The organism is Synechococcus sp. F70.1 (assembly GCF_047502745.1).
Lineage (GTDB): Bacteria > Cyanobacteriota > Cyanobacteriia > Thermostichales > Thermostichaceae > Thermostichus.
In genome coordinates, this window is the sequence record NZ_JANSJL010000063.1 from 1 (window position 1) to 21,092 (window position 21,092).

16 protein-coding genes and 1 pseudogene are annotated in these 21,092 nt (G+C 61.8%); 6 read left to right on the forward strand and 11 right to left on the reverse strand.

Annotated features, from left to right (window positions below):
- Positions 1-157 precede the first annotated feature (157 nt).
- The 5 genes from NW860_RS06845 to NW860_RS06865 all read right to left on the reverse strand — a co-directional run bounded on the left by NW860_RS06845 (position 158) and on the right by NW860_RS06865 (position 5,740).
- Positions 158-979, reverse strand: coding sequence for a cobalamin-binding protein (locus NW860_RS06845; protein ID WP_099813086.1), 822 nt, complete (start codon positions 977-979; stop codon positions 158-160).
- Between the two features lie 159 nt (positions 980-1,138).
- Positions 1,139-2,686: a carotenoid isomerase gene (gene crtH / locus NW860_RS06850; protein ID WP_414513262.1), complete on the reverse strand. Its 1,548-nt coding sequence runs from the start codon at positions 2,684-2,686 to the stop codon at positions 1,139-1,141.
- 99 nt (positions 2,687-2,785) lie between these two features.
- A complete protein-coding gene (locus NW860_RS06855) occupies positions 2,786-3,715 on the reverse strand; it encodes an ABC transporter permease (protein WP_414395939.1) in 930 nt (309 codons plus the stop codon).
- Entirely contained in the window at positions 3,709-4,830 is a 1,122-nt protein-coding gene (locus NW860_RS06860) for an ABC transporter ATP-binding protein (RefSeq protein ID WP_414426116.1), read from the reverse strand. Before NW860_RS06860 ends, NW860_RS06855 begins: the two co-directional genes overlap by 7 nt.
- 76 nt (positions 4,831-4,906) lie before the next feature.
- Positions 4,907-5,740 carry a PD-(D/E)XK nuclease family protein gene (locus NW860_RS06865; RefSeq protein WP_414513247.1) on the reverse strand — a complete coding sequence of 278 codons (834 nt, stop codon included), beginning with the start codon at positions 5,738-5,740 and terminating at the stop codon, positions 4,907-4,909.
- A 196-nt stretch (positions 5,741-5,936) separates the two neighbouring features.
- Here NW860_RS06865 and frr point away from each other — a divergent pair, with 196 nt between their 5' ends.
- Together frr and NW860_RS06875 are read left to right on the forward strand one after the other, a co-directional pair.
- Positions 5,937-6,485, forward strand: a complete 549-nt coding sequence (gene frr, locus NW860_RS06870) for a ribosome recycling factor (RefSeq protein ID WP_414348012.1) — start codon at positions 5,937-5,939, stop codon at positions 6,483-6,485.
- Between the two features lie 54 nt (positions 6,486-6,539).
- Positions 6,540-8,690, forward strand: a pseudogene (locus NW860_RS06875) (CBS domain-containing protein); the annotation flags it as partial.
- 538 nt (positions 8,691-9,228) lie between these two features.
- Here NW860_RS06875 and cbiB read toward each other — a convergent pair.
- Positions 9,229-10,155, reverse strand: coding sequence for an adenosylcobinamide-phosphate synthase CbiB (gene cbiB, locus NW860_RS06880; protein WP_414410257.1), 927 nt, complete (start codon positions 10,153-10,155; stop codon positions 9,229-9,231).
- A 49-nt stretch (positions 10,156-10,204) separates the two neighbouring features.
- A complete protein-coding gene (locus tag NW860_RS06885) occupies positions 10,205-10,669 on the reverse strand; it encodes an RrF2 family transcriptional regulator (RefSeq protein WP_414395941.1) in 465 nt (154 codons plus the stop codon).
- A gap of 86 nt (positions 10,670-10,755) precedes the next feature.
- Here NW860_RS06885 and rsmI point away from each other — a divergent pair, with 86 nt between their 5' ends.
- Positions 10,756-11,664: a 16S rRNA (cytidine(1402)-2'-O)-methyltransferase gene (gene rsmI, locus NW860_RS06890; protein ID WP_414513265.1), complete on the forward strand. Its 909-nt coding sequence runs from the start codon at positions 10,756-10,758 to the stop codon at positions 11,662-11,664.
- Positions 11,665-11,668: 4 nt separating this feature from the next.
- Here rsmI and atpD read toward each other — a convergent pair whose 3' ends face one another.
- Both atpD and NW860_RS06900 read right to left on the reverse strand, forming a co-directional pair.
- A complete protein-coding gene (atpD, locus tag NW860_RS06895) occupies positions 11,669-13,096 on the reverse strand; it encodes a F0F1 ATP synthase subunit beta (protein ID WP_414395945.1) in 1,428 nt (475 codons plus the stop codon).
- Between the two features lie 170 nt (positions 13,097-13,266).
- Positions 13,267-13,575 (reverse strand): gas vesicle protein GvpV, encoded by a 309-nt coding sequence (locus NW860_RS06900; protein ID WP_414395947.1) that lies wholly within the window; start codon positions 13,573-13,575, stop codon positions 13,267-13,269.
- A gap of 120 nt (positions 13,576-13,695) precedes the next feature.
- Between NW860_RS06900 and NW860_RS06905 the strand changes: the two genes are divergently transcribed.
- Entirely contained in the window at positions 13,696-14,184 is a 489-nt protein-coding gene (locus tag NW860_RS06905) for a pentapeptide repeat-containing protein (RefSeq protein WP_414513250.1), read from the forward strand.
- On the opposite strand, the gene NW860_RS06910 is transcribed toward NW860_RS06905, so the two are convergent.
- Positions 14,181-14,492: a hypothetical protein gene (locus NW860_RS06910; RefSeq protein WP_414395950.1), complete on the reverse strand. Its 312-nt coding sequence runs from the start codon at positions 14,490-14,492 to the stop codon at positions 14,181-14,183. The two genes, NW860_RS06905 and NW860_RS06910, sit on opposite strands and share 4 nt — an antisense overlap.
- Before the next feature lie 203 nt (positions 14,493-14,695).
- On the opposite strand from NW860_RS06910, the gene NW860_RS06915 reads away from it, so the two are divergent.
- Complete coding sequence (locus NW860_RS06915) at positions 14,696-15,412, forward strand: aldehyde oxygenase (deformylating) (RefSeq protein ID WP_414395952.1); 717 nt, start codon at positions 14,696-14,698, stop codon at positions 15,410-15,412.
- A gap of 100 nt (positions 15,413-15,512) precedes the next feature.
- Positions 15,513-16,538, forward strand: a complete 1,026-nt coding sequence (locus NW860_RS06920) for a long-chain acyl-[acyl-carrier-protein] reductase (protein WP_414513251.1) — start codon at positions 15,513-15,515, stop codon at positions 16,536-16,538.
- 646 nt (positions 16,539-17,184) lie between these two features.
- Here NW860_RS06920 and NW860_RS06925 read toward each other — a convergent pair.
- Positions 17,185-21,090: a DNA-directed RNA polymerase subunit beta' gene (locus NW860_RS06925; RefSeq protein ID WP_414513253.1), complete on the reverse strand. Its 3,906-nt coding sequence runs from the start codon at positions 21,088-21,090 to the stop codon at positions 17,185-17,187.
- Between the last annotated feature and the right edge of the window lie 2 nt (positions 21,091-21,092).

The following is a 21,092-nucleotide window of genomic DNA, read 5'->3' on the forward strand; positions in this document are numbered from 1 at the left end:
GGGGATCCCTAGAAATTGGAAACAACCGCCAGGTGCTCCCAAACTTCACGCGCCTGTGCAGCAGCCACAATCGGGCAGTGCTGTACGCGCTAGAAGACTTCGGGCTCAAGTATGACGCCGTCCAGGCCCACAACCCTATCGAAAGCAGCATCAAAGCTTAGGCGGAGGATTGGGCCTCCCAGCGGTCAAAGATCTGCAGCAGCAACTGCACCCCATCGGTCAAGGCAGCCGGACCGGGCTGCAGAATCACCTCTGACGGCAGCTCGTAGACGTGTCCGCTCCAGACCGCCGGGATAGTCTCCCACCCAGGGCGGCTGTGAAGCCGCTCAGGCTTGAACCTCTTGCCACACCAGGACACCAGGATGATGTCTGGAGCGCGCCGCACGACCTCTGCCGGTTCAGCTATAATCCGGCGCCGTGCATCGGGATAGGCACTGAATTCGGAAAAGATGTCTTCAGCTCCACACAAACGAATGAGTTCGCTGATCCAGCCGATGCCTGTAATCAAGGGGTTATCCCACTCCTCGAAGTAGACCCGTGGACGGCGGCGCCGTTGCTGTCCACGCTGCATAGCTCGGTGCAATCCCTCCCGCAAGGAGCGCACATATGCCCGTGCCTGAGCAGCTCGCCCTACCAGTGCCCCAAGGCGCAGGATCATGGAGAGGATCCCCTCAACCGTGCGCTGGTTGAAGCAGACAACCTCCACCCCCTGGCGAATGAGCTCAGCGCAAATGTTTGCCTGCAGATCCGACCATGCAAGCACAACATCGGGCTGCAGCGCCAAAATCCGTTCGATGTTGGCATCCAGAAGGGTGGACACCTTCGGCTTCTTCCGCGCCTCCGGCGGACGCACCGTAAATCCAGAAATGCCGACGACGAGATCCCCAGCCCCCAAGGCGTAGAGCGTCTCTGCCGTCTCCTCCGTCAAGCACACGATGCGCTCTGGCAATCGCGGTCGCGGAACATGTCTGCCAATCATCGGGATTTCTTCGAGCGAGTCTACGAACTGGTTTGCCAAATGGGCGCTCTAGGCTGCCCGCTTCAATGCCTCACCCCGACGCTCATGCAAGAGCTCTCGCAGTCGGAAGGAGTTCAATGCAAGACGACTGCGGGGGGTTCCTAGAAATTGGAGACAGCTTTAGGAAAAGTCCGCCGCTACCCGGTGGGCGCAGGCAAAGCCAGAGAAAGCGACGGCGTTGAGTCCCTGGCCGGGGAAGGTGCTATCCCCCACGCAGTAGAGGTTGGGGATGGCCGTGCGGTTGAAGGGCATACCCAAGAGGCCGCAGGGAGTGCCGCGAGGGATAGGGCCGTAGGTACCATTAACGCGGCCTAAGAAGCGGCGGTGGGTGCGGGGCGTGCCCACTTCCTGAAGTTCAATGTGGGATCCCAGCTCTGGCCAGAGGGCCTCCAGGCGGCGGATAAGGCGCTGGGCTGCCGCTTGTTTTTGCTGCCGGTACTGCTCTGGGCTCAAGCCCTGCCAAGTCTGCATCCAACTGGGGGTAAAGGCGTGGACAATGTGGCGGCCTGGTGGGGCCAGCTCCGGATCCAAAAGGGTGGGGATGGAGACGAAGATCGTGCCCTGCTCCGCCTCCATGGCTTGCCAGTCTTCGAGAAGAATGTGGTGGCAGTAGCGCTCACCGGCCAGGGCCTCGGCCCGCACCCCCAAGTGCAGGCTCAAGAAACTGGGGGACTGTTGATAACGGCTTTGCCAGCGCCGCTCCGCTGCCGGAAAGGGTCCTGGCCAGAGGCGGCCAAAGGTATCCCAGCGGGTGGCATTGGAGATGATCTTGCGCGCAAAGAGCTTTTCCCCCGTGGAGAGCTCGACGCCCACGGCCCGGCCCCGTTCTGCCAAAATCCGCCGCACCGACGCTCGGTAGCGGATTTGCCCCCCGCAGGTCTCTAGCCCCTGGGCCAGCTTTTGAGCAATCTGCCCCACCCCTCCCTTGGGGTAGTTGACGCCACCGTAGTGGCGGTCGCAGAACACCATGCCAGCGTTGATCATGGGCGTGCGCTCCGCCGGCACCACCGACCAGCAGTAGCACTCCATATCCACAAAGCGCAGCAGCGCCGGATGGCGGAGGTAGCGCCGCGCCACCTGGCCCACATTCACCGGCAAGTAGCGGGCCAAAGTCAGGCAGGCGCGCGGGTGGCCGACAAAAGAGCGCCAGAGATAGCCCCACTCCTCCAAAGAGAGGAGCTCCAGGGCGTTAAGGCTGTTGAAGATAGGCCAGAAGCTGTCGTAGAAACGGCGGATGCTGCCCGCTTCCTGAGGGAAATAGCTAGCTAGCTCCTGCAAAAACTCCTCGTAGTTCCGGTGTACGCGCGGGCTGAGCCCCTGGGGCAGGTGGTAGGCAATCTGCACGGGGTCGGGGATGGATTCCAGAGTTTGGCCCACAGCAGCCAGGGCACGGGTGAGCAGGTTGGTGGTGCCCTGAGTGCCCAGGCCAAAGATCATGGAAGCCCCGACGTCGAAGCGGTAGATCCCGTTGCCGTTGGGATCTGGGCGCTCGAAGTAGCCAGCGCTGCCACCGGGGATGAGGTATTTTTCCAAAACCAACACCCGGTAGCCCTTGGCCGCCAACTGGGTAGCTGCCACCAGGCCGCCAATCCCAGCGCCAATGACAATGACATCCCAAACAGAAGGGGGGGAAGCAGGAGGTGCCGTAGCTTGAGGTCGAGAAAACAGCCTCTGGGTCAAGGGATCCCTCTAGCGCAACGCCAGTATCCTCAACCTACCAAAGCTTCAGGCAGCATCCGCCATCCAATCCCAGCCGTTTGCAGCGACTTAGATCAGATCTTCCAGGCCGCGGCTGCCGACGTAGCGGCTGTAGGCGTAGACTAGCCCCAGGCTCAGGCCAGTAACCAGAAAGCTAAGGGCCGCTCCAAAGGGGTAGTCCAGGCTCGCGCCAAACTGCATCTGAATGACATTGCCAATCAAGAGCGTCTTGCTGCCCCCCAGCAAGTCGGGCACCACGAACATGCCCAGGGCCGGGATCCCAACCAAAATCAGCCCCGCTGCCAGCCCCGGCAGCGTCTGGGGAAAGAGCACCCATAGGAAAACCTGCCAGCCGTTGGCGTAGAGATCCCGTGCCGCCTCGGCCAGGCGCCAGTCGATGCGCTCCACGGCTGTGTAGAGGGGCAAGACCATGTAGGGCAAGAACGTGTAGATCATGCCCAGATACACCGCCAGCCAACTGGGGTAGAGAGCCGTCTGGGGCGGAATCCAGCCCAGCCAGGCCGCTAGCCGCGCCGGCCACCCCTCCGGGGCCAACACCACCATCCAGGCGTAGGTGCGGATCACCAAGTTGGTCCAGAAGGGCACCACCACCAGCGTCAGCAACAGATCCCGCTGTCGGGGCGGGTGGGCGGCGATAAAAAAGGCCAGGGGATAGGCCAGGAGCACACAGAAGAAGGTGGTAACTGCCGCCACCAGCAGGCTGCGGCCCAGGATCTGCCAGTAGATGGGCGTCCACCCTAGGGGACCGTAGCCAAGAGCGCGCAGGTAGTTGGCCAGCGTCAAGGGCAGGCCCACCTGGCCAAACTCGCCGCGGCTAAGAAAGCTACAGGCCAAGAGCAGCAGCCCCGGCAGCACCAAAAACGTTACCACCCACAGCACCCCCGGCCCGGCAAAGATCAGGCTGTGCAGCAGCTCCTGCCAGGGCGTGAGCAATTCCCCGGCGCGCACTTGGGCAGGCTTCTCCAAGCGCTTCAGCATGGGGGACCCTCCCGCCGGGGATCCGGCCGCAGGCGCACCAAGTTTTTAGGAGGAAGATGGGCCACTAGGGCCTCCCCGATGGCAAAATCCTGGTCTTCGATGTCGGCGTTGAGGGTGAGGGCCTTGAGCTGCTGGCCGCTAGCTGTGCGCAGGAGGTACTGGTTTTCTGCCCCCGTGTAGATGAGGTTTTCCACCCGCACGGGCACTTGGTTGGGCAGCAGATCCCAGCCGCTCCGAGAAAGCCGAATCTTTTCCGGCCGAATGGCCAACTGCACTGGCTCCAGGGTGGGTTGGATCCCAGGCACCTTGAGCTTGCCCAGGGGCGTCTCGACGCAGTCGGTGCCGCAGGCGATCCCTTCGATGAGGTTGCTGGCCCCCAAAAAGTCCGCCACAAAGGCCGTTGCCGGGCGCTCATACACCTCGTCAATGGGGCCCACTTGCTCAATGCGCCCAGCCCGCATCACCGCCACTCGGTCGCTGGTCACCAAGGCTTCCTCTTGGTCGTGGGTCACGAAAATGAACGTCATGCCCAGGCGGCGCTGCAACTCGCACAACTGCACCTGCAGCTGCTTGCGCAATTTGGCATCCAAAGCCGAGAGCGGCTCGTCCAATAGCAGCACCTCTGGCTCGTTGACCAGGGCGCGGGCTAGGGCCACCCGCTGCTGCTGCCCGCCGGAGAGCTCCTGGGGCTTGCGCTTAGCCAGATCCCCAATCTCTACCAACTCCAAAGCGGCGGCCACCCGCTTGCGCAGCGCTTCCCCTCGCACTCCCCGCATGCGCAGGCCAAAGGCGACGTTCTCTTCCACGGTCATAAAGGGAAAGAGGGCATAGCTCTGGAACACGGTGTTGACGTTGCGCTTGTGGGCAGGCAGATGGCCCACCGGCTGCCCCCGGATCACCACCTCTCCGCCATCGGCAACCTCCAGGCCAGCGATGATGCGCAGCAGGGTGGTCTTGCCGCAGCCGGAAGGGCCCAAAAGGCCAAAAAACTCCCCCCGCCGAATCTGCAAGTCGATGCCATCGAGGGCCACAACATCGCCAAAGCGCTTGCGGATTCCCCTGAGTTCGACACTCCATGGACAAGCCTGGGAGAGGTCAGCAACGACACCGGCCATTGCGGTTAACAGCCCTGCTCGATTCTTAACCCAGTATGCAAGTTGGCGGCGCCAGGAGGATGGGGAGGCCGGCACCCTACCGCCATTCTGCCTCTGGTGTTTCTTCCCCTGAGGGCTCCTGGGCTGCCCAGACCCAATCCGTGAGATTTTGGTCGGGGATCCCTTGCCCCATTAGCCCGTGGCAGCGGGCGCAAAACAGGCAAGCAGCACAGCGCTCGCCATAGGGTAGGGGAGGGAAGTCCTGGGCCTCCAGTTGCCGCAGGCGGTTCAGGGTAGCTTTGAGGTGGGCCAGATCCCGCTGGTAGGCAGCAGCGCTGTAGCGCCACTGAAAAGGCCGCTGGGGGTGTTGCACATACCAAAGGGTCAGTTGCACCTGCTCCGGCTCAAAAGGGCCTTCCAGGGGCAGTTGGTGGGCCAACCCACACACGAGCAGCGGGTAGAGGCGCACCTGCCAGTCCTGGGCCAACTGTTCGTCGGGCGGGCGCTGCCGCTCCGTCTTCCAATCGACAATGTGCAGGGATCCCGGGGCAATCACCAGCCGATCTAAGCGGGCAGTGAGGTTAAACCCCTCAATCCGCTGCCAGAGGGGCAATTCCGTCAACACCCGCCCCTGCGGTTGGGCATGGGGACTGGCCAAGAACACCTGCCACCACTGGCGTACTGTTTCGTCTAGGGCCGACAGGCGCGGCTCCACCTGCTGCCCGCGGCTAGACCACTCCACCAGGCGGTGAAACTGCCGTCCGCGCTGCTGCTCCACTTCGTGCTCAAAGGCATCGGCGGCAGGCCAAATCAGTCGCTCCAGGTACACGTAGTAGAACAAGCGGGGGCAGTAGTCGAATAGCGACAGGGCCGAGGCCGAGAGGTTGACCTCATCAAGACTCCACCTCAGCGGGGAAGGAGCAGCGAACATGGCTCAAGGAGAAGCATTATGGCCATTCTATTGGACTGCTAGGGGGTCGGCTGCCAGGAAAAGAGTGGCCTCTGGATCCCCAAGGGGGGCTAGACAAAGCGATAAAATTAAACTCAGGCTCACGCTAGAGGTCTTGGTTTCTTGCCGCTAGTGGCCGAGCGTCTGCAAACTGTCTTACTTAAGCGAGGAAAACGCCGTGGAGCTAGCTGAGATCGAGGAGTTAATGAGCAAAGCGGTGCAGGCCACCCAGCGTTCCTTTAGCACGGTGCGCACGGGGCGAGCCAACGCCAGCCTACTGGATCGGGTTCAGGTGGAGTACTACGGCGTTCCCACTCCCCTGAAGGCGCTAGCCAGCATTACCACTCCAGATGCCAGCACTCTCCTGATCCAGCCTTTTGATCCCTCGACCCTGGCAGCAATTGAGCGGGCCATCCTCGCCTCCGACCTGGGCCTGACGCCCAGCAACGACGGCAAGGTCATCCGCCTCACCCTCCCCCCCCTGACGGAAGAGCGGCGCAAAGAGCTAACCAAACAGGTGGCCAAGCTGGCAGAGGAGGGGCGGGTTTCCATTCGCAACATCCGCCGCGACGCCATTGACGCCGTGCGCAAGCAGGAGAAAAACGGCGAGATCTCCGAAGACGAGTCCAAGAGTCGGCAAGAAGAGATCCAAAAGTTGACCGACCGCTACATCAAAAAGATTGATGAGCTGCTGGCGGAAAAAGAAAAGGAGCTGACCACAATCTAAACGCCCCTTTCCATTACTTTTTTGGGCCTAGGCCAGCAAGGCGCTGCTGCCAGCATGGATCTCATCCTGTGTCACCAGTCGGCGGACTTCGACACCTTGGGAGCGGCGGTGGGCGCAGCACGGCTGTATCCAGGCGCCCGCATTGCCCTAGCTGGCGGATCCCTGCCGGGAGTACAGGAGTTCTTGGCCCTCTACCGGGACGAGTTTCCCCTCATCGAGCTGCGCTCGGTGGATCCCCGACAGGTCCAGCGCTGGATCTTGGTGGATTGTTACGATCCGGATCGCCTCGGTAAGGCTGCGGCCTGGCTGAGCGTTCCTGGGGCAAAGATTGAGATTTTCGACCACCACCTGCCTGCCACCTCGCTGGAGGAGGTATGGCCGCAGCAGCAGGTCAGCGCTCACATTGAAGCCGTGGGCTCCACCTGTACCCTCCTCGTGGAGCGGCTGCAGGCGGCCGGGATCCGCCTCAGTCCATTTGAGCGGCTGGCCCTGGCCTTGGGCATTCACATGGACACGGGATCTCTGACGTTCCCGGAGACCACTGCCCGCGACGGTGCTGCCCTCACCTGGCTGTTGCAGCAGGGGGTGAACCTGGTGCTGTTGCGGCGCTTTTTGGGGGACGGCCTCACCCCGCCGATGCAGGAGCTGCTTGGCCAGGGGCTTGCCCAGATCCAGGTAGAGACGGTGGGGGAGTACCGCTTGGGAACGTGGCTGCTGGATCTGCCGGAGTTTGTGCCTGGCCTGGCCGGCCTGGTGATGCGGCTGATGGAGCTGACGGGGGTGGACGTGCTGCTCTTGGTGGCGCGGCAGGGGGAGCGGCTCAGCCTCATTGGGCGGGCGCGGCAGGAGTTTGCCCAACTGGGCCAGGTGATGGCCCGCTACGGCGGCGGCGGCCACGACTGCGCGGCGGCAGCCACGCTGAAAGCTTCCCCGGGCCGGCCCTTGCCCGATCCAGCCCAGGTGCTGGCCGACCTCAGGCAGGCGGTTAAGGAGCGGATCCCGCCACCAGTGACCGCTAAGGATCTGATGTCCTCGCCGGTGCGCACCATCCGACCGGAGGTGACCATCCAAGAGGCCCAGCGGGTGCTGCTGCGCTATGGCCACTCCGGCCTGGTGGTGGTGGATGCCCAGGGCTGCCTGGTGGGGGTGATCTCGCGGCGGGACATTGACATTGCCCTGCACCACGGCTTTGGCCATGCCCCCGTTAAGGGCTACATGACCACGGAGGTCAAGACCCTCTCCCCCGATACTCCGCTGGCGGAGATCCAGCGGCTGATGGTGCAGTGGGACATTGGCCGTCTGCCCGTGCTCCAGGATGGCCAGTTGGTGGGCATCGTTACCCGCACCGACGTGTTGCGGCACCTGCACGAGCTGCCGGCTCTCTCGCCCCAGTTGGCCGCTCCTGAGCTTTCCTGCCCCCTGGATCTCTCCTTTCCGGCCCTGTCGCCGCAGCACCGCCGCTTGCTGGAGGTGGCGGCCCGCCTTGCCGACGAAAAGGGTCTGCGGCTGTATCTGGTGGGGGGAGCGGTGCGGGATCTGCTGCTGCACCAGTGGGGTCGGCAGCCTCCCTCTTGCCTGGAACGGCTGGACCTGGACTTGGTGGTGGATGGGCCTTACCCCTCAACCTCCCCCGGGACGGATCCGCCGGGCTGGGGGTTGATCCTGGGGAAAGCCCTCAAGCAGCACTTCCCGGAGGCGCGCTTGGAGATCCACGGCAAGTTCCAAACCGCCGCCCTGATCTGGCCAGGGGGCTTCTGTGTGGATATTGCCAGCGCCCGCACGGAGTTTTACCCCTACCCCGCTTCGCCCCCTGAGGTGGCCATGGGATCCATCCACCAGGATCTCTACCGACGAGACTTTTCCATCAATGCTTTGGCCCTGCGCCTCAACGGCCCCCAGCGGGGTCAGTTGCTGGATTTTTTCGGGGGGCAAGCCGATTTGCAAAAGGGGATCATCCGCGCCTTGCACCCCAACAGCTTCATCGAGGATCCCACCCGCATCTACCGGGCAGTGCGCTTTGCCGTGCACCTGGGCTTTAGGCTAGACCCGACAACAGAAGAGTGGATCCGCGCCGCGGTAGCTAGCGGCCTTCACGACGCTGTCGGCGGGGAGCGCCTCAAGCAGGAGCTGGCCTACATCCTCCGCTCCCGCGACTGGCCCTTGGCCTTTGAGCGGCTCTCGACGTGGGGAGCCCTACGCTGCATTCATCCCAATTTAACCTGGGAGCCCTCCCTGTACCGGCGGCTACAGCGGGTGGGCCGCTGGGCGTCTCACTTCCGCCGCCGCTACCCTGAGCTGGGATCCCAGGAGATCTGGCAACTGCGCCTGGAAGCCCTGCTTCTGGCGCTGCCCCAGGCGCCCCAGGTGGCCAGCCAGCTCCACCTCACCCAGGCAGGCATCGAACGCCTCCGCCATTTCCCCTCCTACCAAGCCCTGCTGGCGCAACTGGAGAGCGGATCCCTCTCCCCGGCTCAGGTGGTGCAGCTACTGCAGAAGCTGCGCATCCCGGCGCTAATCCTGTTGGCTGGGCTTGCCAACAAGCCAGCGCGGCGGCTGATCTGGCGCTACCTGCAGGAGTGGCACTGGGTAAAGCCGCCTCTCAACGGCCACGATCTGCGTCGCCTGGGCTATAGGCCAGGCCCTCTGTTTCAGGAGATTCTGGATGGCCTGCGCTACCTTACCCTCAATGGCAAGCTCTCCACCCGCGCTGAGGCAGAAGCCTGGCTACGGGAACACTACCCTCTCAATCCCAAAGCCTCCAGAGAAGGGCCAGCCCCACCCCTAGACCGCTCCACACTCCCAAAACCTGTCGCAGCAACTGCAAACTTTCCCGCACCACCTGGGGGCTCAAGGGGCGAGCCGGGATCCCCAACTTCGGCTTAACCTTGGGGACGCCGCGGTAGAAGTTGGTGCCTCCCAACTGAATCTGCAGCCGCCAGGCAAAGGCCGCCTCGCTCCAGCCCGAATTGGGGCTGGGGTCTGCCTGACCGTCGCGGCGACAGCGCTGCCAAAACTCCCAGGGATCCCCGCCGAGCAGCGCCAGCGTCAGTACCGTCAGCCGGCAGGGTAGCCAGGTCAGGAGATCCTCGCAGCGGGCTGGCACTGTGCCCAGGTAGGTAAAGGGGGCATGGCGATAGCCCACCATGGAGTCCAGCGTGCTGCTGGCCTTGTAGGCCAAAGCCAGCGGCGCTCCCCCCAGAAAGGCGTAGAACAAAGGGGCCGTTGCCCCGTCAGGGGTATTCTCGGCCACGGTCTCGATCACCGCCCGCAAAATCTCTGGCTCCGTCAGGTGCTCCGTATCCCGGCCTACGTAGCGGCTAAGGCGTTGGCGGGCCTGGGGCAGATCCCCCTTTTCCAGGGAATCCAACACTTCCAAGGCGGCAAAGCGCAGGCTGCGCCCCCCTAGACAACTGGCCATCAATATGCTCTGCATCAGGATCCCTGCCCAGGGGTGAAGGGCCTGGGCGATGGCAATCAGACTCCAGCCCGCCGCGTAGGAGCCCGCCACCAACGCCAAGGTGAGCATTGCCCCGCCCCAGCGCTGGGCTGAGGGAGTTAGGCAGTGCTGGAGGATATAGCCTTGGCCCCAGGCAATCACCGCCCCCATGACCCGCACTGGGTGAGGCCACCCCCAGGGATCTGCCAGCAGGTAGTCCAGGGCCAAAGCCATCGCCAGCACCAGCGGGGCCGTTGGCTGAGCGGGGAAAAACAGCCAAGCTTCAGACCACAAACTTTCCCTCCTGGCTTTGGGCTGCCTGCCAACTGCGGGCGTCAAAATACAAATCTTCCAGGGTCGTTTCCTCCAACACCTGCCGCACTCGCTGGGCAATCCGTGCCCAGAGGGCCGCCGTTACCCAGTCCGCTCCCGCGCCAGCGCTTTCTTGAGGAGCTCTTGCCCCCTCCGAGCTGTTGGTGCGGAGATCCAAGGACTCCCCCACCGCCGCCAAAATGGCGCTAATGGGGATTCGCCGCGGCGGCCGTGCCAGCCGATAGCCCCCCTGCGCCCCTCGCTGGGAGCAGACCAAGCCAGCTTGGCGTAGCTCTATCAGCAGCTTTTCCAAGTAGGGGGCCGGGATCTGCTGTCGCTCGGCAATCGCCCGCACCGACGCCCTCTGGCCCTTGCTAAGCATCGCCAGATCCAGCAAAGCCTTGATGCTGTAGGTGGCTCGCGTCGTCAGGCGCACCGGCACTCTCTTCTCCCTTTCCCTCGATCCTGTCACAGGCAGCTAGCCTGGAGATCTCAGGATCCCCTTAGCCTTAAGGCTTGGCCATGGAGCGCCCTGGCGCCGCCCTTTACTTAGTGGCCACTCCCATTGGCAACCGCGAAGATATCACCCTGCGGGCCCTGCGAGTTTTGCAGGAGGTGGACTGGGTGGCGGCGGAAGACACCCGCCACTCCGGCCAGCTGCTTAGCCACTTTCAAATCTCCGCTCGCCTCATCAGCTACCACGAGCACAATGCAAGCCGGCGGATCCCGCAAATCCTCAAGTACCTGGCAGCAGGGCAGTCAGTGGCCCTCATCAGCGATGCCGGCACACCTGCTCTTTCCGATCCAGGCCAGGAGCTGGTGCGCGCCTGTATCCAAGCTGGGATACCGGTGATCCCGGTACCTGGCCCTGTGGCGGCGGTGGCTGCGTTGACAGCTTCGGGCTTGCCCACCGACCGATTTGTCTTCGAGGGCTTTTTGCCCCTTAAGCCCCGTCAGCGCCAAGCACGCCTGCAGCAACTGGCCCAGGAAGAGCGCACCATCGTCCTCTACGAAGCCCCCCACCGCCTGCAGCGGACTTTGCAGGATCTCCTCGTGCACTGCGGCCCTCAGCGGCAGATCGTGCTGGCCCGCGAGCTCACCAAATGGCACGAGTCCTTTTGGCGGGGATCCCTGGCCGCTGCTCTGGAGCACTGCCTAGCCCAGCCGCCGCGGGGAGAATTTACCCTGGTTTTGGAGGGACGGCCTTGCTCAGAAAAAGCCGAGGAGCTCTCCCCTTCCGAAGCAGAAGTGCGCCAGGAGCTGGCTCGCCTGCTGGCTAAGGGCCTGTCCCGCTCCGCTGCCAGCCGGCAACTGGCCCAGCGTCTGCAGGGATCCCCCCTCTGGACGCGGCGCCGCCTTTACCAGCTCTCCTTGCAGTTGGAGCCCCTTCCCAGCGGGGATCCTGACGACGAGGCGGAATCCCTGGGGTAGGGGATTACCTGGACTTGAGCTTCTCGGCCTTCTCGATGGCCTCCTCGATGGTGCCCACCAGGTAGAAGGCCTGCTCCGGCAGATGGTCCAGCTCTCCCGAGAGGATGCGCTGGAAGCCCTTGATGGTATCCTCCAACTTCACGTACTTGCCAGGCGAGCCGGTGAACACTTCCGCCACGAAGAAGGGCTGCGACAGGAAGCGCTCGATGCGGCGGGCACGGGCCACCACCAGCTTGTCTTCTTCAGAGAGCTCGTCCAGGCCCAAAATGGCGATGATGTCCTGCAGCTCCTTGTAGCGCTGCAGCGTCTGCTTCACGGCCCGGGCGGTGTTGTAGTGCTCTTCCCCCACAATGTCCGCCTGCAGGATGGTGGACGAAGACTCCAGGGGATCCACTGCTGGGTAGATGCCCTTGGCCGCCAAGCTGCGCGACAGCACCACGGTCGAATCCAGGTGGGCAAACGTCGTCGCCGGTGCCGGATCGGTCAGGTCGTCGGCAGGTACATACACTGCCTGCACGGAAGTGATGGATCCCTGTTTGGTGGAAGTAATCCGCTCCTGCAGGTTGCCCATTTCCGTAGCCAAGGTGGGCTGGTAGCCCACCGCAGAGGGCATGCGGCCTAGGAGCGCCGACACTTCCGAGCCGGCCTGCACAAAGCGGAAGATGTTGTCGATAAACAACAGGACGTCTTGCTTGTTGACGTCGCGGAAGTACTCGGCCATCGTCAGAGCAGTGAGGCCTACCCGCATGCGGGCACCTGGCGGCTCGTTCATCTGGCCGTAGACCAGCGCCACCTTACTCAGCACCCCGGACTCCTTCATTTCGTTGTAGAGGTCGTTCCCCTCGCGGGTGCGCTCTCCCACCCCAGCAAACACCGACAGGCCGGAGTGCTCCTCGGCAATGTTGTGGATGAGCTCCTGGATCAGCACCGTCTTGCCTACGCCGGCACCCCCAAACAGACCCACCTTGCCGCCCTTTTTGAAGGGAGCCAGCAGGTCGATTACCTTAATGCCAGTTTCAAAGGGCTCCGGCTTGACCGTCAGCTCCACCAGGGGCGGGGCACTGCGGTGGATGGGGGCGAACTCCTTAGCTTGTACCGGCCCCTTCTGATCCACCGGCTCTCCCAGCACGTTGAAGATGCGGCCCAGGGTGGCCTCGCCCACTGGCACGGTAATTGGGGCGCCTGTATCCACCACCGGCATACCCCGCACCAGCCCATCGGTGGAGGACATGGCCACGGCCCGCACGCGGTTATCCCCCAAAAGCTGCTGGACTTCGCAGGTAACTTTGACCTTCAAGCCACTTTCGGTTGTGGCCTCCACCTTGAGGGCATTGTAGATTTGAGGGAGTTTGCCGCTGGGAAACTCGACATCGACAACTGGTCCAATGACTTGGGTAATGTAGCCAACGTTAGCTGCAGTGGCAGTAACCATGGTTGAGGTTTAGCTCCTTGTTTGCTCAGGTGTCAAAACGTCAGCGGATCCCGGTAGGGAAAGCCAGGGGCGGCTTTGTTGTAGGACTTGGTTTCACTGCTAGGATCAGCCTACCACTCTATAACCAAAGTTTGGCCCCGCGGCTCTTGCCCACCCGCTGGCAAACTGGCTCAGTACTCAAAGGTCATGGATAGAAAGCGCGAGGGAGAAAAGCCGAAAGGGCTGGGCTTTGGGGAAGAAACGGGATTTCGAAAAGCCTCTGCTGCCTGCTGAAAATGCTGCAGCGCTTGTTCAATTTCCTGAAGCCGTGCCTGAATTTGCTCTTGCCGTTCCTGGAGAAACTCCAGTTCCTGATTAAGCCGCTGCTTTTCCGCTGAGAGCTGCTGCATCTCGGCATAGAGGGCAGATTCAGCTTTGCGGCGAGGGATCGAGCGCAACTTGGGCCGAGGTCGGGAGCGGGGCAGGCGGGGCAAGCTCATCTAAGAGGTCTCGAGGGCACGTGCTTATCCTAGCGCGGTTTGGAAAAGAAGGAGAAGCTGTGTTCTTGGCAGCAACTGTCTCCCCCAGTAGGATCCGACTTGTCTAGTGGAGGAAAGGCAATGGTTGAGAGCGCAACAGAACTGCTGCAGCGCTACGGCAAGGGTGAGCGCGATTTCAGCAACAGCCAACTGCCAGGAGCTGACTTGGCTGGCGCGGATCTAGCCGGGATTGATCTGGGGGGAGCCCTCCTCCAGCAGGCCAAGCTAGCTGGGGCTAACCTGGAGCGGGCCTACCTCAGCGGCGCCGATCTCAGCCAAGCTGACCTCCAGGGATCCAACCTGCGCCTAGCCAACCTGGAGAAAGCCAAGTTGCCGGGAGCCCAACTTCAAAAAGCCAACTTGCGCGGCGCTAACCTCAGCCAAGCCGACCTCAGTGGCGCCGACCTCAGCCAGGCCGATCTAGCAGGGGCCAACCTCAGCGATGCCAACCTCAAAGGGGCCAACCTCAGCGGCTGCAAACTCAAACTGGCCAACCTGCGCGGAGCCTGCTACGACGCCGCCACCCAACTGGAAGTAGCTACTGAGGAACTGGGCATGGTTTTTGCCTAGTCCTCCTGCGGCTCCAACTCCAAAATCTCCTCGATCTCAGCGTCCGTGTAGCCCACTGCCCGCAACTTCTCCGCCACTACCTCAATTTCCTGGGCTGCCAAATTGTGCTGGCGCACCCGCTCCCAAAGATTGGCCGCAGTCTGGAGCAACAAGCGACGGCTTTCTACCTCGAACAGTTCAAAAGCCGTTGCCAGCTCGATAGCCTGCAACACCTCCTCAGCGCTGTCAATGGGCTGATCCAGGGACTGTTCCTCCAGCTCCACCAGCAGCTGGCGCAGCCGCTCTAGGCCATCCCCAAGGGCAGACATCCTCTTGGCTCCCTCTCCCCTCCCCTGCTGCCTAAGTACCCACCCTAGCAGGCTTGTCTCTCCCAACGAAAGGGATGCGACCCATCCTGTTCCAGCTAGGGCTATCCTGAGTAGAGTAACCCTAGACCAGCAAGCGCTAGGATTATTGCACAGCTAGCAAAGGGATCCCGGCGCTCGACAGCCCATCAAGGAGATGCACGAGTATGGCCCCAGCAAACGTTTCCCTCCCAGCCAATGCCAGCGACACGACCCTAGACTACAGCAGCCCCGCGTATCGGCAGGCCTACTCTCGCATCAACGGCATTGTCATTGAAGGCGAACAGGAAGCCCACGACAATTACCTCCGCTTGGCCGAAATGTTGCCGGCAGCAGCAGAGGAGCTGCGCAAGCTGGCCAAGATGGAACTGCGCCACATGAAGGGCTTCCAAGCCTGCGGCAAGAACCTGAAGGTAGAACCGGACAGGGAGTTTGCCCGTGCCTTCTTTGCCCCCTTGCGGGACAATTTCCAAAAAGCGGCAGTAGCTGCAGACCTGGTGACTTGCTTGGTCATTCAGTCGCTAATCATCGAGTGCTTTGCCATTGCCGCCTACAACATCTACATCCCGGTTGCCGATGAGTTTGCCCGCAAGATTACCGAAGGGGTAGTTCAGGACGAGTATCTCCACCTCAACTTTGGGGAGCGCTGGCTGGGCGAGCACTTTGCCGAGGTCAAAACCCAAATTGAAACGGCCAACGCCCAAAACCTGCCCCTGGTCTGGAAGATGCTGCAGCAGGTGAATGAAGACATAGAAGCTATCTACATGGATCGCGAGGCCATTGTGGAAGACTTCCTCATTGCCTATGGCGAAGCGCTGGCCAACATTGGCTTTAACACGCGCGAGGTGATGCGCTTGTCAGCCCAGGGGCTGCGGGCTGCCTAACCTCCTCCCGCTTGTTGGGGATTCCTGGCTGAGCTGCAGCACTTCCTATCCTCCTTGAGGGGATCCGGAGAGGATCCGCAAGCTACGTGAGTGAGCCTCTATGTTTGGCCTGATTGGGCACTTGACCAGCCTGGCCCATGCAAAGCAAGTGGCAGACAAGCTGGGGTATGCCGAATATGCAGAAAGTGACCTGGACTTTTGGTGCATGGCTCCACCTCAGGTGGTGGACGAGATTGTAGTTACCAGCATCACTGGCCAGAAAATTTATGGTCAGTACGTCGAATCCTGTTTCCTGCCGGAAATGCTGGCCAGCGGTCGGGTCAAAGCCGCCTGTCGCAAGGTTTTAAACGCGATGGCTTTAGCCCAGCGGCGAGGCCTTGATATCACTGCCCTGGGCGGGTTTAGTAGCATTATCTTTGAGAATTTTCGCCTCGAAACCCTCAAGCGGGTGCGCAACGTCGACCTGGAGATCCGACGCTTCACCACTGGCAACACCCACACCGCTTACATCATTTGTCAACAATTACAGGCGGCAGCCCAGCGCTACGCTATGGACTTGGCCACTGCCACCGTTGCCGTGGTGGGAGCTACCGGCGATATTGGCAGTGCCGTTTGCCAGTGGCTGGTGAACCGCACTTCAGTGGCCAAGCTGTTGCTTATAGCCCGCGAGCGGCGACGCCTAGAAGAGCTGCAGGCCAAGCTTAAAAAAGGAGAGATCTGTTCCCTGGAAGAGGCCTTGCCCCGTGCCGATTTCATCGTCTGGGTGGCCAGCCTGAGCCAGGGGGTAACCCTTGATCCACAGGTGTTGCCGGATCCCTGCGTCATCATCGACGGTGGCTATCCAAAAAACATTGCCTCCCAGTTGCAGCGCAAGGGGCTATATGTCATCGACGGCGGCATGGTGGAGCACTCGCTGGATATTGAGTGGACTATCATGCAGTTCTTGAATGTGGCCAACCCTGCCCGTCACCTCTTTGCCTGCTTTGCCGAGTCAATGCTGCTGGAGTTTGAGGGCCTGCACACCAATTTCAGTTGGGGCCGCAACCTGATTACCCTGGAGAAACTAGATCTCATCGGGGAATTGTCTCGTAAGCACGGCTTCCGTCCCCTCATGCCGGCAGCTTAGGTTCAAAGACAGCTGCGGGAGCGCTTCTATACCAGGAGAAGGTAAACTCCCCCGCCGGTTAGAGGTTGGCAAACCAACCACCCTCCTGCGCCGGTTTACGGAAGCTCCCAGCAAGGCAATTATCTTGGCTGCGTTGCAGCCCACATCCGCTCTGAAAGACTCATACAACCCCGGACAAAAGCAGACTTGTGCTCCAGGTTGAGGCTTTCTTCCTGCTTCCGTGACATATAGCTAGCAGCAGAGTTCACCTCCACTACCCCACTAGAGGGATCTCCCCAGGCGTCACTTCCCGTCGAGCTGACGGTAGCTGCTCCTTGCTCTTGTTCGAGCACACAGGCTCAAGACAGAGCCAACTTTAGCCTAGGCAAAAGGCCTATCAGAGGAAATGTACCTGCCAGCCTAGCTAATCCACGTGAAGGCAGAAGGTGCGTTGGCGAGGTTGCCCATTGTGCCACAAAGCGGCATTTTTGACTGCCTCTTGCCTGGATGGCTATTTTCTCCCAGCCCCCTCCCAGGAAGAGAAGGGAGTTAGCTGACGGGGCAGCAACTGCTACTAGCACTGGATCTAGCAGCAGCTGTAGGGGGTGTTTTACTGCCACCAGCTTGCCAGTGCTGGGCCCGATCCCCAAACCCCCGCAAGCGCGGCTTACTCTTCTTCCTCCTCCTCCGGCTCGTCGACAGGGGTGGAGTCGTCGATGAGTTGGTCGTCCTCCAGGACCACGCGGCGTGGCACCGTCGGCAGCACGGCTGGAGGTTCTTCCTCCTCAGGAGGCTCCGGCTCTGGAGCCATCTCCTGGTAGGTGCTAAAGCCTGTGCCTGCCGGGATCAGGCGGCCAATGATGACGTTCTCCTTCAGACCCCGCAGCCAGTCGGATCTGCCCTCGATGGCTGCCTCGGTGAGCACCCGCGTGGTTTCCTGGAAGCTAGCTGCCGAGATGAAGCTGTCGGTATTCAAGCTGGCCTTGGTGATCCCCAGGAGGACAGGTGTGTACTTGGCCGGCGCCCCGCCACTGACGGCTAGGGAGGCATTCTCTTGCTGGATCTGCCGCAGCTCTACCAGCTCACCCGGCAGCAAGACGGTGTCACCGCTGTCGTCCACCCGCACCTTGGAGGTCATCTGGCGTACCACAATCTCAATGTGCTTGTCCGCAATCTCCACCCCCTGCGAGCGGTAGACATTCTGGACCTCGTTGACGAGGAAGCGCTGCACCTCCCGTAGGGCTAGCCGCGCCGCTTGGTCATCTCCCAGGGTCTGGCGGTAGTACTCGAAGTAGATCTCCAAAAGATCATGGGGGTTGGCAGGGCCGTCAGTCAGGGGATCCCCTACCCCCACCGACTGGCCGTCCACCACCACCAAGCTCTGCCCTGGCAGCACGGCATAGGAAGTAACCGTGCCATCGGCTTCAATGACCTTGAGATCCGGCTCTTCTCCCTGCCAGCTTAGCTGCACAGTGCCGGGTCGCTTGGCCAAGACACACATTTCCTTGGGTTTGCGAGCCTCCAGCAGCTCCTCCACCCGCGGCAGCCCCTGGATGATGTCGCCGGTCTTGGCCCGCTCGAAGATTAGAATGGCTAGGGCATCCCCCCGCTGAACCAGATCTCCATCCCGCACCTGGAGGATGGCACCTGCCGAAACCAGGTAGGGCCGCGCCCGCCGCAGCACCAGGTGATCCTTTGCAATTTGCATCACTTGTCCCGACTCGGGAGCAGGGATCCCCGGCGCCAGTTCTTCTCCAGCTCGCACCAGCGCTCCCACCTCAACGCTGGCTGGCCCGTCTAAGGGTACCGTCAGCAGATCGTCGTCGGTAATCACCAGCACCCGCCGCACCACCTCGGTGCCCTCGCGGATCCCTTGCACAATCCCAGCTTTTTTGGCCTGGATCTCGGTGCGGGCGATAACCCCCCCTCTGCCGACGGTGTCTCCTTGGTTAACCAACAGCCGGGTGTGGGTACTCCCCTGAGCTAGATCTGCCTCTACATCGCGGCGCAGCAGCAAGGTCTCCAGAATCACCAGTTGCAGGCGGCGGATGCTGGGATCCTTCTCATCCTGGATGAGCTCAATATCGGCCTTGAGCTGCGGCGCGTCAGTATCGATCTCCAGCACCAGTTGCGTGCGCAGCAATTCCACCGGGCCCACCGACTTGACCCGCTCCCCATCCTTGAAGGGAACCCGCTGGACAGCCCGCAGGCGAATGGAGCGACCGGACTCGCTCGTAGACTCCTGGGTGGGCACCACCGGTCGGTCGGGGATTTCATACTCATACACCGGGCGCAGCAGGATGCCGGGTCCTTCGGGAGTTTCCACCTGCTCCAGATAGACCAGTCGGTCAGGGACAATGCTGCTGAGCAGCTTTTGACCCGGCTGGATGAAGGTGCCGGTGGGGATTTCCAGGTCAGCGGGATCCTCCACCAGATGCAGGGATCCAGGCTTGATGACGATCTCCCGGAGGATGTCGTTTTTCTGGATAACCTCGACAACACCGGCATTTTGGCAGAAGATGTCCTTCACTACCTCGGTGCCGGCTTCCACGTACTGGCCATCTTCCACATTGAGGAGGGAGATGTCCTTGTTCACCTCATGGGTCTCCTCCGGGATCCACAGCAGGGTGCCGCCGCGGATGACTTCGTAGCCCTGCTTTGCTCTGCCCCGCCGGGCTACCTCAACGCCAGCAAACTTTGCCAAGCCTCCCGTGTGGCTGCGGAAGTGGTTGTCGATGAGCTCCGCCACCACCTCGTCGTTGCCTACCTTGGTACCTGGTGTAGCCTTGAGAACAAAAGTCTGGCCGCTGGGCGTGTCCAGCAAAAATTGCTCCCGGCCTTGGTGAGATTCCACCCGCACCCGCGCCTCGTGGAGCACCACCGCCGCATTGATGATCTCCACCTCCCGTCCGCCTTTGATGTCGCTGCGCTCTGGCAGGCGCACGATGCCACCGTGCTCGGTGACCAGCGAGGTTTCGGCGATGACATCCCCCGGCTGCACCCGATCCCCGTTCTTTACCACTGGCTCAGCGCCGGGAGGCAGGTTGTACACCTGGCCAGACAGGACCCAGATCAGCCCTTGCCGCTGGGCAGTAGAGGTGGTGTTGCCCTGGCGGTCGGCTTTCTCCTCGATGAGCAGGTCGGTAAAGCGAATTTCCCCTGCCAGATCGGCCACCACTTCCTTCTGGGCTTTCTCGGTGCTCTTGCGCACCGCTTTGGCTACGGCCACTTCCGCAATTAACTGATCCCGCTGCACCAGGGCCCCATCTCGCACCAGCAGGGTGGATCCCTGGGTCAGGTCGAAGACTTCCCGCTGTCCCTCTGGCCCTTCCAGAACGATTTGGTTGTTGACCTCCACCTGGAGGGCATCGTCGCCGTGGCGGGTGCGGAAGGGGCGAGTGCGCAGGTTTTTCGGGAAGCGCACTACCCCGGTAAAGGGGGCGCGGATTTGGCGAGCCACCTCCCCTGTAAACACCCCTCCCGTGTGGAAGGTGCGCATGGTCAACTGCGTGCCCGGCTCTCCAATCGATTGGGCGGCAATGATCCCAACCGCCTCCCCCAGATCCACCAGCCGAGAGTGGGCCAGGCTCCAGCCGTAGCACATGCGGCACACCGAGCGGTTGGCTTCACAGGTAAGGGGAGAACGCACTACCACCTGCTGGATGCCCGCCTCCACAATGGTTTTGGCCAAGTCGTGATCTACCTCTTGGTTGCGGCGGGCCAGGATCTCCTGGGTTTGCGGATGCACTACATCTTGGGCCAGCACCCGCCCTACCAGGCGCTCCTCCAGTGGCACAACGACTTTATCGCCATCCATCAAGGCCTGGAGCGGGATCCCTTGGTCCGTGCCGCAGTCGGCCTCTCGCACAATCACGTCCTGGCAGACATCCACCAGGCGGCGGGTGAGGTAGCCGGAGTCGGCAGTCCGCAGCGCCGTGTCCACCAAGCCCTTGCGCGCGCCGTAGGAGGAGATGATGTATTCGGTCACGGTTAAGCCCTCGCGGAAATTGGCCTTGATGGGCAGGTCGATGATCTCCCCCTGCGGATTGGCCATCAGGCCGCGCATGCCCACCAACTGCCGCACTTGCGAGACGTTCCCCCTTGCCCCCGAGTGGGCCATCATGTAGACGGAGTTGAGGGGATCGTTCTGGCGGAAGTTGTTGAGCATTTCCTCTTTAATTTGCTCATTGACTTGGTTCCAAGTGTCGATGACCTTTTGGTAGCGCTCCACCTCGGTAATCTCGCCGCGGATAAAGCGCTCTGTGGCCGCCTCGATCTCCGCCTCTGCCTGGGCCAAGAGCTGCCGCTTGCTGGGCGGAATGCGCAGGTCTTCAATGCTGATGGAGACGGCAGCTTGGGTGGCGTACCTGAAGCCCAATGTCTTCAGGGCATCCGCCATCTGCGCTGTGCGGGCAGTGCCGTAGCGGGCAAAAGCCCAGGCAATGAGGTTGTGCAGCTCTTTTTTGCCGATTTGATAGTTGCGAAAGGGAATAGGAGGCGGGGGGGCCTCCGCCTTAGAGCTAGAGGCAGGCTGCCACCGCAGGCTGGGGGAAATTTGTCCTTTTTCGCTCATGG